Here is a 15,678-nt window from a genome sequence, read left to right on the forward strand (position 1 = left end):
AGATTCAAGTTAATGTTTCTGAGAGTATTTAAAAATATATTCTTGTTTTTAGTAAGTGTATTATTTGTCTGCCCTATACTATCGTTAATATCGATTCTATTTACAGAATCAGCAAACTCTGGATGGGTAATTAGTAGACTTTTTCCTGAATATATACTCAATACGTTGATTTTGATGGTAGGAGTAGGGTTAATATCCTTTATATTTGGAGTAATTCCAGCTTGGCTTACTACATTTTTTTCGTTTCCCGGAAGTAGAATTTTTGAGATTGCCTTATTCTTTCCGATATCAATTCCTGGATATATAGTATCGTTTGTTTATGTAAATACGCTAGAGTTTTCAGGTCCGATTCAGAGCTTGTTAAGAGATACTTTTCAATTGGGCAAAGGTGACTATTGGTTTCCCGAGATCAAATCCCTAGGTGGTGGAATATTAGTAATGGGATTTAGTCTATATCCATACGTTTATATGTTGGTCCGCTCAAGTCTAAAGAGCGTTAGTAACTCAGTCACTATTGCATCAACACTTGGGTTCTCCTCATTACAGAGTCTGTTTTCTGTCATCATACCCTCCATACGTCCATCAATTATAGCTGGGTTATCCTTGGTACTAATGGAAGTAATTACAGATTTCGGCACACCACAGTTTCTTGCTATCGATACTTTCACGACAGGAATATACCGTACTTGGTTTTTATTGCATGACAAATATTCAACTACTGTTTTGGCAGTTGCAGAACTGATTTTCGTTGCAACACTAATAGTTATCGAGAAAAAACTACAAAAAAGAGAAATATCTTACTCTTCAATCAATACTAATGCAGATTATCACAATAAACGTAGTATAAACGGTTCTATATCATTGATCTTTTCTTATCTTATGTGTTTATTGCCGATATTAATAGGCTTTATTTTACCAATGATTCCACTTATATATTGGAGCATAGAAAAGGGGTTTTTCATATATGAAGCAAGATTCTATAATATAATAGCAAATAGTGTTGGTTTATCATTTATTACCGCATTAATCTCAATTAGCATTGCGATAATTATTGGATATACAGCACGTAAAAATAAGGTAATAAGCAATATAGCACGTCTCATTTCTCTCGGATATGCAATTCCAAACGCAATTATTGCAATTAGCATAATAATGTTTTTAAGCAGAATATCCTCTTTCATTACTCAATATATTGTCGAAATTAGCTTGGTAGGAACTATTGGTGCATTAGTTTACTCATATTTATTTCGTTTTTTTGCTATATCTTTCAAAGCAATAGAGTCGGGACTCAAAAAAACACCAAATGAAATTGAATGGACTGCATATACTATGGGTCATGGGCCTATTTCCACGTGCCTGAATATTCATATTCCCCTTATCAAGAAAAGCATACTATCGGGATTTCTGCTCGTGTTTATGGATACGGTAAAAGAACTCACGGCAACACTAATTATCAGACCATTTAATTTTGAAACTATATCAACTAGAGTATATGAACTTGTCAGCGATGAGCGTTACAGAGAAGCTGCCCCATTTTCGTTAATGATAGTTATTATAGGTTTAACCTCTACAATAATCTTATTCACACTTGATGATAAGAATCAAAAATAAACTATTTTGCATCTGTTCAGCAGAGTAACAAAATAAGATAGATGAAAAAAGACAACTATAGAAGCAAATGGTCGGTGCTTTCGTGTTTATCAACTTAGTTGGATCTCAGTATCAGCTACTCGGATGACATTATGGAAGCTCAAATGACAAAACAAGAAGCACTGGTTTCAGATGCACTTAAACAAATACACTATCTTGATGATCAATGAGGTCTAGTGTTAACGTATGGACTATCTAAGGAAAAGGGTGGTACCATAACATCAAAGGTTTTTATGCTCTCTTCGTTCAGAAATTCATATTTACCCTGCATTATTCCTGATGGTGTATTTAAGTATGTTCCACTTGTATATTTGAATACCTCTCCAGATTTTATTACAGGTTGTTCTCCAATAACACCAACTCCGGCAATTTCATTTATTTTCCCCTTATGATCTATTATTTGCCAATAGCGACTTAATAATTGAATGGTTGATGAGCTTTTGTTTTTTATCTTAACATTATACATCCATACGTAACAATTTTCATAAGGAATGGATTGCTCTTCAATGTAAATTGGCAAAACTGTAACTTCAACAGAATTAGTAATAAGTGTGTATTTCATGGTCATCGTAAAGTGTTCATGATAAAAGTTTAACACACTTCAATTATACACTTTTTTCATAGATTTTCCAAGCATATTATCGTACTCTAACTAGGAAATATTAATCTACATGATGAACAAAACAGATCCACTGGATAAAAAAGTGATAGGAATAATAGGAAGTGGGCAATTAGGTAAAATGACTGCTATCGCTGCAATAAAACTTGGGCACAAAACGCATATTTTTGCCAGTACTAAAAACGATCCAGCTTGTTCTGTTGCTGATGATTTAACAATAGCAGACTTCTGTGATAAGAGGGCACTTGAATCTTTTGCACAGAGTGTGGATTTAGTCACTATTGAGTCTGAAAATATTCCATGTAGTGCAATTGATATTGTGTCGCAGCATACAGATTTTTATCCAGGTAAAAAGGCGTTACACATTTCGCAAAATAGGCTGAGAGAGAAAGATTTTATTAGAGATTTAAGCATAAAAACTGCTGATTACAAAAGTATACAAAATTATAATCAGCTACTAGAAAGTAGTGAAACTTTTAGCTATCCAGTGAGGCTAAAAACAACAGAAATGGGTTATGATGGAAAAGGACAATATGTGATTGAAAATGATTCTGAACTGAAGCAATTTGCTTCCTTCGATTGGAATAAAGAGTACATTCTTGAAGCAAGTGTTGATTTACTGAAAGAGGTTTCAATAGTCGTTGCAAGAGATAAAAACGGTAAAGTAGCTTTTTTTCCTATAGCAGAGAATCACCACGTTGACGGAATACTTAATACTTCAATAGCACCAGCTAAAATAGATAATAAATTAGCCCAAGAGGTACAAAAAACTGCAGAGAAAATAGCAACTGCACTTGATGTAGTAGGAATTCTAGCTATTGAATTTTTCATCACTCAAAATCATGAATTACTAGTTAATGAACTGGCCCCAAGACCCCACAATTCTTGCCACTGGAGCTTGGATGCATGCAACGTTAGTCAATTCGAGCAGCTAGTTAGGATAATATGCGGGCTATCTATGCAGGAAGTAGTATTACGCTTTCCTTGCATGACAAAAAATATAATAGGTAATGATATATATAATTCTCACAAATATTTGAGCAACGAAAAAGCTAGTTTAACCATATATGGGAAAAAAGAGGTTAGGGACAAGCGTAAAATGGGACATGTCAATATAGATTTAAGCTATTGAGCTATAAATGCTCTTTGATCAAGATCTCCAAGATCTGCACTATATTTAGTGCTGCACCTTTGCGTAGATTATCAGCTACTATCCACATATTTAATCCGTGTTTAACGGTATCGTCTTGTCTAATACGCGATATGTATACGGCATTCTCTTGCACAACATCAATCTGAGTCATATATCCACCATCTTCGCGCTTATCTTGCACTAAAACTCCATCGTCTTCACTGAGCATTTCACGAGCTTCTTCTTCAGTTATATGCTGATCAAATTCTACATTTACTGCTATAGCATGACCAACAAGAACAGGTACTCGGACACAAGTTGCAGTTACTTTTATATCCTCTTCTAAAATTTTTTTTGCCTCCTCTTGCATTTTCCACTCCTCTTTTGTAGAACCATCTTCCATGAACTCTCCTATATGAGGAATGCAATTAAATGCTATTTGCTTAGGAAATATTTCAGGTTTTTTAGCTTCATTCATAAAGATTTTTTTTGTCTGATTGTAAAGCTCATCCATTGCTGCTTTACCTACACCAGAAGTTGATTGATAAGTTGAAGCAACGATTCTCTTTATTTTTGCTTTTTGGTGTAATAAATGTAATGCCAGCAACATTTGTATTGTAGTACAGTTTGGATTAGATATTATGTTATGGTTTTTATACTCCGTAATTTTATCTTTGTTGATCTCTGGAATAACTAGTGGCACGCCTTCTTTCATCCTAAAACGAGAGGTATTATCTACGACAATACATCCAGCTTCAGTTGCAATCGGTACGTATCTCTCGGAAACATGAGACCCAGCACAGAAAATTGCTATATTAATTCCAACAAAATCGTAGTTCTCAAGGTCTAAGACAGTTAATTCTTCATCGCCGAAACTTACCTTTTTTCCCTCTGATTTTTTTGATGCAAAAGCAACAACAGAATCTATTGAAATTTTTCCTTCGTCTTGAAACTCGGCAAGCGCGCTTAATACCTCACGCCCTACTCTTCCTGTTGCTCCAATAACTGCAATCTTACATCCCATATAAATAAACCTTTGATTTTAAAGCTATATTATATTTTTACTGATAAAATTTACAATTACTTTAATATTTTTACCTTGCAATTAACCATAATTTAGTTATAATTATAAGATACTAGTAATATTGCATGGTAGAATGAAATGAGTAAAAAACATGATGACACTAAGGTCAAATCTGCAGTATCTGCATTTCAAAAGCCTGAAAAAGTCAATAGATTAGAGATTCAAGATGTTCTTTCGAAAAAAAGCAAGCCAGCGATAAATTTTGATGATAAAAAGTATGGTGTAAAAATTCCTAAGACAGATCAGTATCTATCAAATAAAAAGCAAGAACCTTTCAGACTAAAGGATTTTTTAAGTTCAATACCAATAATAGGAAGATTTTTAGTGAAAATTTTCACGCCTGAAAAAGAAGAGTATAAAAAACTTCAATTGCAAATAGGTCTTTCTAATAAAGCAAAAAATGAGATCTACATAGATAATAAACGAACAGAAGAAGTAGGTAGCAAACTTGAGAATGGTAATATTGAACAAGTAGATAAAGAGAAAAAAAACCTTGGCCCATAAATATTAACCATTTAAAGTGCATCTCTCACTACTGAATTTGTTGCACAGAAGTCTTGCAGTACCACAATAAATAAATGGGTATGCCACTTGCAGTAAACAGGCTCGAAATCAGCAGAGTACTTACAGGGGTTTCTAATATCACCCAACAACAAAAGGTTGTTGCTATGCTACCAATTAAAAACTTATAACAACTCCTCTCCTTTATAATAACCTTTAGAAAGGCAAAACAGCATGTAAGATAAACGAACAAAAATGAAATTACAGAAAAGTCAATAATCGACGTAATCTGCTGGGCAAAATTGTTGTTTGAAGTGAGAATTAGTAAAACTGCAGTTCCAATTGAACTAACTGTTATTCCCCAAAAAGGAGAGCCATGCTTGTTCCTTTTAGCAAAGAATTTTGGCATTAGTCTATCTTCTGCAAGACCAAAAGCAACTTGTCCACTAGATAAAACCCAAGCGTTTAGACTGCCAACACAAAAAATGAATGCAACTATAGAAACAATTAAATGCCAATTACCAGAAAACATAATTTTTATCGCATCAACATATGGTGCTCTTGAACTTGCTAAATTGTTGCCATTGATCAATCCCATAATTGCAAAATTGTTGATAAAATATATAACAGCAACACAAACTGTGCCAAGCACCACAGCTTTTGGTATAGTTTTAGCTGGATTATCAACTGAACCTGCAGGTGCTGTTGCCAATTCAAGTCCAATAAAACACCATAAAGTAAGGAGTGTAGAGCGGGCAAGAATTTGCGATTTTGTAAGACTTAGTATTTCTTCACTTATAATAAAGTTGTTTCTATCGAAAAAAAACAGTGCTGCTACAGGTATTGCAAGCAATACAGCAACCTTCACAATCGTGAGCAGAAACTCAACGCGCCCTGCAGTAGCTATTCCCCTTAAATTTATTAATGTAATGATTGTAAATAACAACAGCTCTAAAAATAAACGCATACTTTTGATATCTTCATGGAAAAATGGTGTAAGATAGCCAACACCCACAACTATTAAAGCTGTTGTACTAACCCATGAGATTACCCAATATGTCCAACCAACAAAGAAAGCTGCTGTAGAACCAAAAGCATGTTTTACATAAACGTGAGGACCTCCTGTTTCTGGAAATTTTGCACATAGTGTAGCAAAAACTAGCGCAAGAGACACAGCACCAGCTCCTGATATCATCCAGCTTATAAGGCTATAAGCGCCATATGGCGCAAGGCTAATTGGAAGCATAAAAACCCCAGAGCCGATTTGGCTACTAATGACTAAAGCAAAAACAGCCAAAAAACCTATTTTATTTGACACAATACCTCTTAATTCTATTAATGTAAGCCAGCTAAGAATTTTAGCAAATAAAAAATTTAAGTTAAGTTTTTAGTTTATGATACCAAAGTAGATAAATAAGTGTTCCGCTCAAAGGGAATAGACTTGATATTAACAATGTTTTTATAGAAGTCTCGTATATTATCCAACAGCAAAAAGATATAGCCAAACCTCCAATTAAAAATTTGCAGTAGCTTTTCTCTTCTATATTAACTTTGAGAAAAGCAAGACTACATGCTAAGTAGATAAATAAAAATGACACTACAGAGATATCAATTATTGAAGTCACTTGCTCAGCAAAACTTTTGTTTGATGTTAGAATAAGTAAAACTAGCACCCCCAAAGTACTGAGTATTATTCCCCAAAAAGGAGCATCGTGCTTATTTTTTTTGGCAAAAAATTGCGGCATTAACTTATCTTCTGCAAGGCCTAAGGTGACCTGTCCATCAGCTAAAAACCAAGCATTTAAATTACTTACAGAAACGATAAAGGCAACAACAGAAACAATTAAATGCCAATTACCTGGAAGCATAATTTTTATCGCATCAACATATGGTGCTTTTGAACTAGCTAGTTCATTACCACTTATCAATCCCATAATTGAAAGACTATTGATGAAATATATCACAGCAACACAGACTGTTCCAAGCACTATAGCCCTTGGTATTGTTTTAGAGGGATTATTGACAGATCCTGCAGGTGCCGTTGCTGATTCAAGTCCAATAAAACACCATAGAGTAAGGAGTGTAGAGCGCGCAAGGACTTGAGACATCGTAAAGTTTGATACTTCCTCACTTACAACAAAATTATTTCTATCAAAGAAAAATAATCCTGCTATGGGTATTGCAAGAAGTGCGATAATTTTAACAATGGTCAGAAGAAGCTCAACATGCCCAGCAGTAGTTACCCCTCTTAAGTTTATTAGCATGATAGCTAAAATTAATGTTATTTCTAAAAGCAAACGTATATCTTGTATATCATTATGAAAAAGCGGGGCTAAATAACCGATACTTGCAATTGTCACAGCTGTTGAGCTTACCCACGAGCTTACCCAATATGTCCAGCCAACAAAAAAAGCTGCTGTAGAGCCAAAGGCATGTTTCACATAAATATGAGGACCACCCGTTTCTGGAAATTTTGCGCAGAGTGAAGCAAAAACTAAAGCAAGAGATATAGCACCAAATCCTGATATAACCCAGCTTATGAGGCTATAAGCGCCGTATGGTGCAAGGCTAATTGGGAGCATAAAAATTCCAGAGCCGATTTGGCTACTGATCACCAAGGCGAAAATAGCCAAAAAGCCTATTTTATTTGACACGACAATGTTTAATTTTTATCTGAATATATTAACAATATAGCTGAAGCTCGAAAATTTCAATTGATCTTTTTAATTTGCATTTTTTTAATTTAAGCATATAATGAGAAGTATATTAAGAGATGGTTTATGAATCCGAGATTAAAAAAACTCCTGATTACTTATGCTTTTATTTTATTATCACTTGCCATTTATTATTATATTTATCATTATTTAAGTCTTCTTGTTAACTATATCCTTGATCCAATTCTAGTTCGCCCTTGTACTGATTTAATTAGTAATCTTTATACCTACTTATCTACAAGTACCTCTAGCCCTGTACTAGCGTTTTTTGCTACAGGTTTTATTGTTATCGCTGCATTTATTTGTCTGAATAAAATGCTTCTTCCTTTACAAGACAAAGTCATAAACAACTATAACTCATTTAAAAACGACAACATTGATAGTAATAGCATGTTATTTGAGATTTATAAAGATCCAACAATAAAATTAAAGGACAAAATCCTATTCTTCAATATACACTTAATATATTACCTACAGCTTCCATTTTTGTACGTTGCATCAAAGGTATCAGCTCTACGTGGGTTTCTTATATTCAATTTTGGTTTATTATTGTTAAATTATGTATTGCTAGCTCCAGTGGCACTTCTTGAGTTAATAAAGTATCCATTGATAAAGCTCTTCTCGCCTCTGGGTTTAAGTGTAAAGCAAATGAGCTTTTTGTTTAATGTAAGTGATGTAGGCACCGGCAGTCAGAGTGTTCATACGAGTAGTTTTGAATACAGCATTCTCCAATGCGCTCAAGACTTAAAGCAGAAATTCGGAAATCAACCAAATATGCTCAATAAAGAGTTTGCAGACTACATAAATAATTCAGATGAGCTTACACCTCCACAAAAAGAGCAATTAAACCTTTATCTTAACTTTAATGGCTCCAATAGAGCAACTTATAGAGAATCAAGAACTGGATTAACGCTAACACAAGCTGCAAACTTAGTTTTAGCTGCAGCTAAGAATCAGAAGTTAGATGTAGACTTACTAAAATGCATGTTACTCATGCGTTTACAAGAAGGAAGTGGTGCATGTCATCTTGGAATGTTTAATCGTATTATTTATTCACTTAGTTGTCTTGAAGCAAAAAACAACTTTACAGTCGAGGTAAATGCTCAAGTATACGAAAGAATGCCGAGCATTACGGAAGAGTTTCTTAAGCATTGTAAAAGTAAAAAGATGAAGATTTTAAAGGATAATTTTGACAATTTCTACTCTGAGAATGATATGGATCTTGAAGTAAAAGATAGTATGGGTAAGTTGATGGAAGAGGCAAAGCAATTTGTCTTTAATAAATTGTATATTGATTATTATAATAGATATGGTCAAGAAGTTGGAAGGGGCCCTATAAAGCAGAAATTGAAAGAACTAATTACAGATGAGGATATCAAGGAAGCAGTAAGTGCTGTAATAGATAACATAGAAATCCCTGAAAAACCATCTACTTATCTTGAAAAGATGAAAGCATTTTTTGCAGGGCATACAAGATTCTCTGCTGCTTAGAGCTCTGAGACTTGCCTAAGCTTTGATTGTGAGTTAGGCGTGAAGCTAAAATTGGTATTTACAGTTAACTCACAGCAAACTAAACGATGGCAATCTGGCCGTCTTCTAATTTTTCCTTATTGATTTATAGCAGGTTCTTTGTTATGGTTATGAAAAGAAACTTCAAACCTCATTAGTATACTTTGATAGGTGAGTATTACATATGATAATATTGATAACAAATGATGATGGTTTTGAAAGTGAAGGAATAAGACTACTTAAAGAAATTGCACACAATTTTGCATCGGAAGTATGGATAGTGGCACCAGATACTGATAGGAGTGGAGCTGCAAGGTCTCTTGACTATCCAGTAAAGCAATTTATTAAAATAAGTCAACATAGTGAAAGGGAGTTTAGTGTGTCTGGTACTCCCGCAGATTGTGTCATTATTGCACTAAATAAGATTATGAATAAAAAACCAGACTTAATATTATCTGGAGTAAATATTGGATCAAATGTCGGAGATGATATTTGTTATTCAGGAACAATTGGTGCTGCAATGGAAGGTGCTGCAAGGTTTATACCTTCTATCGCGCTAAGCCAAGTTTATCGCAATGAAATAAACTGGCACAATACAAAGATTTTTGCACCAAAGGTTATTGCCAAACTGGTTAAAGTTGGTTGGCCTAAAAATGTAGTGATGAGTGTAAATTTTCCTGCTACAGAAAAAGTGAAAGGGGTCGAATTTGCTGAACAAGGTGAATATAACATTGATGGTGATTTAACTTTTACTGAAAACTTAAATGGTTCTTTGAGCTTAAATTGGTCTCGAGAACACTCAGGCAGTGGTAGTATAAATAAAATAAAAGGAGGTTTTATTACTATTACACCGATAAAATTAGATTTTACAGATTATGATATATTAAATGCTATGAAAAATTCTTGTGCAGAGGAATTTTCTTCTATAGCTAACACTCCTATTGCTTCTGATTAGATATTTTCTACGATTTTATCGCGAGTAATCATTTTTTCTTCACCCGTGTCCATGTTTTTAATTTTTAAAGTTTTACTGCTTAGCTCTTCATCACCAAAGATTAATACAACTTTTGCATTTGCTTGATTTGCTTTTTTCATTCGGGTTTTTAGAGTTCCACTATATTCGTAAATCACATATAAACCATTTCTGCGTAATTCACTTGCAAGTGTTAGAGCATGTTCTTCAGCTTCTCCACCGATTGGAATTATATAAATAGGCCTCTCTTTTTTTTCAGCATAGTTGATTAATTCCATTATACGCTCAATCCCCCCTGCAAATCCTATTGCTGGAGTGTGTTTTCCACCTACTGAAGATACTAGATTATCGTATCTTCCACCGGCAAAAACTGCTCCTTGTGCACCTAAATCTTCTGTGACAAATTCAAATACTGTGTGACAATAATAGTCTAGACCTCGAACTAATTTGCTATTTACAGTGTAAGGTATGCCAAGAGCTTGCAGTCCATTTAACACCTGGTCAAAGAAATATGAAGATTCTTTTGTATAATAATCACTGATTTTTGGTGCGTCAGAGATTATTTCTTTATCTATCTTATCCTTAGAGTCTAATATTCTGAGTGGGTTTTTAATCAATCTATTTTGACTATCTTCTGATAGGTCATTTTGAAACTTTTTTAAATACGATATCAAAGCCTCTCTATACTTACTTGTTGTTTCACTCTCACCCAAAGAGTTGATTTCCAGTCTTACATTCTCATTGATGCCAAATTCAGTGAGTAAATGCTGAGCAAGTGATATCAATTCAATATCAGCTTTCGGATCTTCTATGCCAAAAATCTCAAAATTTATCTGATGAAATTGCCTTTGTCGTCCCTTTTGTGGTCTTTCATAGCGGAATGCAGGTCCTGTTGAGAATAATTTTATCGGTGTTTGCAGTTTTTTTTCAATGAGTAACCTAACAATAGCTGCAGTGAATTCAGGACGCAGAGTTATGCTCTTTCCTCCTTTATCAATAAAAGTATACATCTCTTTATTTATGATATCTGAACTATCACCTAAAGTCTTTGTAAAGACTTCTGTGTATTCAAATATCGGAGTTTGAACAGGTAAAAAGCCGTATAAACTTGAGATTCTATTTGCTGTTTGCTCTATGTATTTAAATTTATACCATTCATCAAACAGAAGATCTTTCGTTCCTTTAACTGTTTGATTAGTCATAGCATAGTCTCTATACCTGAAACTTCTGGTATGTGATAGCTTAGCATATTCTGCACTCCTTGTTTTAAGGTAATTGCAGCACTTGGGCACCCAGAGCAAGCTCCTTGCAGTTCAACGTAAACTATTCCGTCTTTATAGCCACGGAACTTGATATCACCACCATCTTGAGCAACTGCAGGTTTAATATAACTTTCCATCAATTCTTTTATTCTATTTACAATTTCTATATCATTTTCATTAAAGAATTCTTCCTCTAGCATTTTATTATCACTTACTCCTTCTTTATCAAATGCTTTTCCACCAGAAGTAAAGTGATCCATAATTGTAGTTAAAATTTCCACCTTTACTATATCCCAATTCATTCTATCTGATTTTGTTACTGAAATAAAATCATGACCAAAAAATACTCTTACAACATGTTCTATTTGAAAAAGATTTACTGCTAGTTTAGAGTTCTTTATTTCATCTGCATTTGAAAAATCAGCTGTTTCTCCTTCGCTCAGAATTTCAAAACCAGGAAGAAATTTCAGCGTGTTTGGGTTTGGTGTTTCTTCAATCTGGATAAACATGTTATTTACCATGACAATTATAATTGTTACTATTTAATCATAAAATGATAAAAAAATATACATGTCATTCATCTTCTTCCTTTTTTTGATATTCACAATAATCACGTTTGTTTTACCTAGCGTTGTTGTATTTTTTCTCTTTTTGGCAAAGAGAAATAACATAAGTTTTATGATGAACTCTATATTAAGTAAGTTTTTGAACGAATTTAACAGTAGTAAAAGTTACACCAAAAATTACACTGGTGATAATATGTCCAAAGATGAAGCATTAAAAATACTGGGGCTGAATTCCGAGGCAAGCCAAAATGAAATCAATAAGGCATACCAAAATTTAATGAAACTGGTCCATCCAGACAAGGGAGGATCGGAATATTTTGCACAAAAGTTAAACGCAGCACGTGATAGGTTGATGAAGACCTAATTTTAACCATTGTTTTCTCTGTAAATTTTGCTTGTACATATTAAGTTGCATGATATAAAGCCGGAAACATTATTCTTTAGGAGGTATTTGATGAAAAAACTTGAGAGATTGAGAAAGAATTTATTTGCGGCTATAGATGAGCTTAATATTAAGAAAGTTAAAAGATATGTTAAAAAGGCAAGATATATAAATAAAGAAAAAGAGATTATTAATGGTAAAAAAGATGGTATGGCACCTATACATCTTGCTGTTTATAAAGGTAGCTTAGAGATAGTGCGGTTTTTGCTTAAAAATAATGCTAATATTAATGCTGTTAGTGATGGATGTCTTGTTCCTTACTCGTACGTTACTAACATGAGTAGCAAAACAGAAATAAAAGAAATGATATATCATTGTACTAGTAGCACCACTTCCCAAGTAATGCAAGGTTTTACAGCTTTACACTTAGCCTTTTTTTATTGTCGATTAGATATCGCGAATCTTCTGCTCGATAATAACATTATTAATGTTAATATTAGAAATGCAAATGGCAAAATAGCATTTGAGGTTATCCCAGGTTATGAAAGTCTTTGCAGTGATGGCTGTGACATAAAAAAAATATTCTTAGCTGTATTAAGATTTCATAAAAATAATTGTACAGAACTATTACTTTCTGCTAGAATAAATACTAAGTTAGAATTAGAAGCTGGTGATACCACAGATGCAGCAAGTAGCACAGCGAGTCTTTCATTATCCCCTACCAAAGCAATTAAGATGGAATTGGAAGTTAGTAACACCACAGACTTGGCAAGTAGAACAGTGAATTCTTCCTTCACTCTTATCAGAGAAAATTTTGAAGAAGTTAGCAGCACTGCAAGCAATGCAGTAAAACCTTCTTCTTTTATTAATAGTATATTTAGTTGGATGGGAACTTCAACAACTGCTGCACTCAGTAGCTTATTTCAGAGTGCCCCTGCTTTACCTTCTGCACAGCAATCTGTTGACCACTTAGATGGTAGCCCTATTGGTTCTTCACAAGTTGATTGTAATGGAACAATTCTACTAACTGATGTAATGATCAGAAAGTTCACAGAGAAAAAATACTCAAGGCCACTAGAAGATTCACTTCTCACAATACAAGAAATTAGAGAAAGAAAGCTTAACACTATAGAAAAAAACTTCGAGACAGCACTTAGTAAGTGTGAAAAACTTTATCAATGTCCTGAAAGTTCATTAAGCAATTTAACGATATCTAAAGTTATGCATCAAAAGTCCCTTTAAATCAGTTAAAATAAGCACTCTAATTTGAGTGCTTTATTTACAAAACTTATCCCTTATTTCCTCTTCTAAAGCAGATTGCTTCTTATTAAGAGCAAAAAAATTTGAATAAGGAAGCTCAGCATGTCTTGTACGAAAGTTAAAGTGATAGGTTGTTGGAAGACCTAATTCTTCACTATTGAAATTTTTTCTCTGTAAATTTTGCTTGCACATATTAAGTTGCATGATATAAAGCCGGGAGCATTTTCTTTTAGGAGGTATTTGATGGAAAGACAAAAAATAATCGAGAGCTTGAGGAAAAAATTATTTTCTGCTATAGGCAAAGGTAATTTTCAGAAAGTTAAAGAATGTATTGAAGAGATAGAGTATAAACAAATAAAAAATGAGGTTTTGAATTATGAAAAATACTATATGAAACCTATACATCATGCCACTCTCTTTGGTAATTTAAAGATATTAGAGTTTTTATGTAACAGAGGTGCTGATGTTAATACTAGTATTAGTAATCGATATTTGAGTACTCCCTTGCACATTGCTGCTAGACATGACAAACTAGAAATAGCAAAGTTTTTACTTGATCGTGGTGCTAACGTCAATGCTACAAATTATAAAGGCTTTACACCTTTGTACTTAGCATCTGACGATTGTCATTTAGATATGGTAAAACTCCTACTCTGTAGAGGTGCTGATGCTAGTATTCAAAGTCGTTACGGCAAAACAGCATTAGATGTTGTTGGAAATGCTAGAAAAGATGAATGTAGTAGTAGTGAAATTCAAAAAATAGAATCTATATTGAGCAGTGCTACTGAAGCTGACTGTGAAGCAAAATTAACTCCTATAAAAGCAGGTATTAAAGACGCTAACGACAGCACAGATTCGGTAAGTAGTGCAGCGAGTCTTCAATTATCCCCTACCAAAGCAATTAAGATAGAATTGGAAGTTAGTAATACCAAAAACTTGGCAAGTAGCACAGTGAACTCTTCCTCCACTCTTATCAGAGAAAATTTTGAAGAAGTTAGCAGCACTGCAAGCAATGCTGTAAAACCTTCCTCTTTTATTAATAGTATATTTAGTGGGATAACTACTACCATCAATAGCTTGTTCAGCAGTGCTCCTGCCTTACCTCCTGCACAACAATCTGTTGATCACTTGGCTGTTAGCCCTATTGGTTCTTCACAAATTGACTGTAATGGAATAGCTACGCTAATTGCTATGGCAGTAAGTTATATTAAAGGAAAACAATATTTAAGGCCACTGGACAATCCACCTCTGACAAGAATTGATATTATAGACAAAAAAGTCGAGACGGCAATTAGTAATTGTGAAAAACGTTATCAATGTCCTCGAATTCATTAAGCAATTCAACAATATCTAAAGGCATGCATCAAAAGTCCCTTTAAAATAAGCACTCGAGTTTGAGTGCTTATTTTCCTCCTTCTTCAGCATACTGCTTCTTATCAAGTACTGAAAATTTAAATGAGGGGCTTCGAATATCTTGCACAAAAGTTACGTGATAAGTTGCTGAAGACCTCATTTTTAACCATTGAAATTTTTTCTCTGTAAATTTTGCTTGCGCATACTAACTTGTGTGATATAAAGCCAGGAACGGTGTAATTTGGGGAGTATTTAATGCAATATATGCAAAAACGGATAAGGATTGAGAACTTTATAGATGAGTTATTTGTTGCTATAGAAGAGCATAGTCTTCTAAAAGCTAACATATGTATCAAAACTGCAGTGATGATGAAACTAAAAAATCAGGTTTTTATTGGTGAAAGATACGGTATGAAACCTATAAGTTTTGCTGTTAAAGAAAATAGCTTCAAGACATTGAAGTTTTTGGTTAATAACGGTGCCAATGTTAATGCTGCTAGTAGTGAAAGTTTGAGAGTTGCCTTGCACGTTGCTGCTGAATATGGTAGAGAAGACGCAGGACAGTATAATGCACCCATTTGTCTAGACCATTTTTTTCAAAGTGATCCGATTTTTAAAATGAATATGTTGATAAATACGTCGACACACATTTAAAGTATTTATCAATATATTC

Annotated in this window: 15 protein-coding genes; 9 read left to right on the plus strand and 6 right to left on the minus strand. The window is 33.8% G+C overall.

What is annotated here, in order from left to right; all coding sequences use genetic code 11:
- The first annotated feature begins 12 nt into the window (after positions 1–12).
- Positions 13–1,611, plus strand: coding sequence for an ABC transporter permease (locus OPS21_RS00560; RefSeq protein WP_264336374.1), 1,599 nt, complete (start codon positions 13–15; stop codon positions 1,609–1,611).
- A 202-nt stretch (positions 1,612–1,813) separates the two neighbouring features.
- On the opposite strand, the gene apaG is transcribed toward OPS21_RS00560, so the two are convergent.
- Positions 1,814–2,218: a Co2+/Mg2+ efflux protein ApaG gene (gene apaG / locus OPS21_RS00565; RefSeq protein ID WP_012481895.1), complete on the minus strand. Its 405-nt coding sequence runs from the start codon at positions 2,216–2,218 to the stop codon at positions 1,814–1,816.
- Positions 2,219–2,324: 106 nt separating this feature from the next.
- Between apaG and OPS21_RS00570 the strand changes: the two genes are divergently transcribed.
- On the plus strand, positions 2,325–3,401 hold the full coding sequence (locus OPS21_RS00570; RefSeq protein ID WP_017532205.1) for a 5-(carboxyamino)imidazole ribonucleotide synthase: 1,077 nt from the start codon (positions 2,325–2,327) through the stop codon (positions 3,399–3,401).
- Position 3,402: 1 nt separating this feature from the next.
- On the opposite strand, the gene OPS21_RS00575 is transcribed toward OPS21_RS00570, so the two are convergent.
- Entirely contained in the window at positions 3,403–4,425 is a 1,023-nt protein-coding gene (locus OPS21_RS00575) for an aspartate-semialdehyde dehydrogenase (protein ID WP_264336373.1), read from the minus strand.
- 138 nt (positions 4,426–4,563) lie between these two features.
- On the opposite strand from OPS21_RS00575, the gene OPS21_RS00580 reads away from it, so the two are divergent.
- Positions 4,564–4,989 (plus strand): hypothetical protein, encoded by a 426-nt coding sequence (locus OPS21_RS00580; protein ID WP_265027650.1) that lies wholly within the window; start codon positions 4,564–4,566, stop codon positions 4,987–4,989.
- A 28-nt stretch (positions 4,990–5,017) separates the two neighbouring features.
- Here the strand turns inward: OPS21_RS00580 and OPS21_RS00585 are convergent, their stop codons facing one another.
- Both OPS21_RS00585 and OPS21_RS00590 read right to left on the minus strand, forming a co-directional pair.
- A complete protein-coding gene (locus OPS21_RS00585; RefSeq protein ID WP_264336371.1) occupies positions 5,018–6,304 on the minus strand; it encodes an APC family permease in 1,287 nt (428 codons plus the stop codon).
- Between the two features lie 61 nt (positions 6,305–6,365).
- Positions 6,366–7,640 carry an APC family permease gene (locus OPS21_RS00590; RefSeq protein ID WP_264336370.1) on the minus strand — a complete coding sequence of 425 codons (1,275 nt, stop codon included), beginning with the start codon at positions 7,638–7,640 and terminating at the stop codon, positions 6,366–6,368.
- A gap of 126 nt (positions 7,641–7,766) precedes the next feature.
- Here OPS21_RS00590 and OPS21_RS00595 point away from each other — a divergent pair, with 126 nt between their 5' ends.
- Positions 7,767–9,191, plus strand: coding sequence for a hypothetical protein (locus OPS21_RS00595; RefSeq protein ID WP_264336369.1), 1,425 nt, complete (start codon positions 7,767–7,769; stop codon positions 9,189–9,191).
- A 202-nt stretch (positions 9,192–9,393) separates the two neighbouring features.
- The gene (surE, locus tag OPS21_RS00600; protein WP_264336368.1) at positions 9,394–10,164 is read left to right on the plus strand and encodes a 5'/3'-nucleotidase SurE; all 771 of its coding nucleotides are present in this window, start codon (positions 9,394–9,396) and stop codon (positions 10,162–10,164) included.
- Here surE and hisS read toward each other — a convergent pair.
- Positions 10,161–11,384: a histidine--tRNA ligase gene (gene hisS / locus OPS21_RS00605; protein WP_264336367.1), complete on the minus strand. Its 1,224-nt coding sequence runs from the start codon at positions 11,382–11,384 to the stop codon at positions 10,161–10,163. The genes surE and hisS overlap by 4 nt on opposite strands.
- Positions 11,381–11,953, minus strand: a complete 573-nt coding sequence (locus tag OPS21_RS00610) for a NifU family protein (RefSeq protein ID WP_006015115.1) — start codon at positions 11,951–11,953, stop codon at positions 11,381–11,383. Before OPS21_RS00610 ends, hisS begins: the two co-directional genes overlap by 4 nt.
- Before the next feature lie 169 nt (positions 11,954–12,122).
- On the opposite strand from OPS21_RS00610, the gene OPS21_RS00615 reads away from it, so the two are divergent.
- From OPS21_RS00615 to OPS21_RS00630, 4 genes are all read left to right on the plus strand, one after another.
- Positions 12,123–12,374 carry a J domain-containing protein gene (locus OPS21_RS00615; protein ID WP_245609393.1) on the plus strand — a complete coding sequence of 84 codons (252 nt, stop codon included), beginning with the start codon at positions 12,123–12,125 and terminating at the stop codon, positions 12,372–12,374.
- Positions 12,375–12,464: 90 nt separating this feature from the next.
- Positions 12,465–13,634, plus strand: a complete 1,170-nt coding sequence (locus OPS21_RS00620) for an ankyrin repeat domain-containing protein (RefSeq protein ID WP_264336366.1) — start codon at positions 12,465–12,467, stop codon at positions 13,632–13,634.
- Between the two features lie 261 nt (positions 13,635–13,895).
- Positions 13,896–14,987 (plus strand): ankyrin repeat domain-containing protein, encoded by a 1,092-nt coding sequence (locus OPS21_RS00625; protein ID WP_264336365.1) that lies wholly within the window; start codon positions 13,896–13,898, stop codon positions 14,985–14,987.
- A gap of 282 nt (positions 14,988–15,269) precedes the next feature.
- A complete protein-coding gene (locus OPS21_RS00630) occupies positions 15,270–15,659 on the plus strand; it encodes an ankyrin repeat domain-containing protein (RefSeq protein WP_264336364.1) in 390 nt (129 codons plus the stop codon).
- Positions 15,660–15,678 lie beyond the last annotated feature (19 nt).

Origin of the sequence: Wolbachia endosymbiont (group B) of Chorthippus parallelus (assembly GCF_947251815.1) — a bacterium.
Lineage (GTDB): Bacteria > Pseudomonadota > Alphaproteobacteria > Rickettsiales > Anaplasmataceae > Wolbachia.

Coding starts and splice junctions, on each gene's coding strand:
- OPS21_RS00560 (WP_264336374.1), top strand. CDS start 13: ATGTTTCTGAGAGTATTTAAAAATATATTCTTGTTTTTAGTAAGTGTA.
- apaG (WP_012481895.1), bottom strand. CDS start 2,218: ATGACCATGAAATACACACTTATTACTAATTCTGTTGAAGTTACAGTT.
- OPS21_RS00570 (WP_017532205.1), top strand. CDS start 2,325: ATGAACAAAACAGATCCACTGGATAAAAAAGTGATAGGAATAATAGGA.
- OPS21_RS00575 (WP_264336373.1), bottom strand. CDS start 4,425: ATGGGATGTAAGATTGCAGTTATTGGAGCAACAGGAAGAGTAGGGCGT.
- OPS21_RS00580 (WP_265027650.1), top strand. CDS start 4,564: ATGAGTAAAAAACATGATGACACTAAGGTCAAATCTGCAGTATCTGCA.
- OPS21_RS00595 (WP_264336369.1), top strand. CDS start 7,767: ATGAATCCGAGATTAAAAAAACTCCTGATTACTTATGCTTTTATTTTA.
- surE (WP_264336368.1), top strand. CDS start 9,394: ATGATAATATTGATAACAAATGATGATGGTTTTGAAAGTGAAGGAATA.
- hisS (WP_264336367.1), bottom strand. CDS start 11,384: ATGACTAATCAAACAGTTAAAGGAACGAAAGATCTTCTGTTTGATGAA.
- OPS21_RS00610 (WP_006015115.1), bottom strand. CDS start 11,953: ATGTTTATCCAGATTGAAGAAACACCAAACCCAAACACGCTGAAATTT.
- OPS21_RS00615 (WP_245609393.1), top strand. CDS start 12,123: ATGATGAACTCTATATTAAGTAAGTTTTTGAACGAATTTAACAGTAGT.
- OPS21_RS00620 (WP_264336366.1), top strand. CDS start 12,465: ATGAAAAAACTTGAGAGATTGAGAAAGAATTTATTTGCGGCTATAGAT.
- OPS21_RS00625 (WP_264336365.1), top strand. CDS start 13,896: ATGGAAAGACAAAAAATAATCGAGAGCTTGAGGAAAAAATTATTTTCT.
- OPS21_RS00630 (WP_264336364.1), top strand. CDS start 15,270: ATGCAAAAACGGATAAGGATTGAGAACTTTATAGATGAGTTATTTGTT.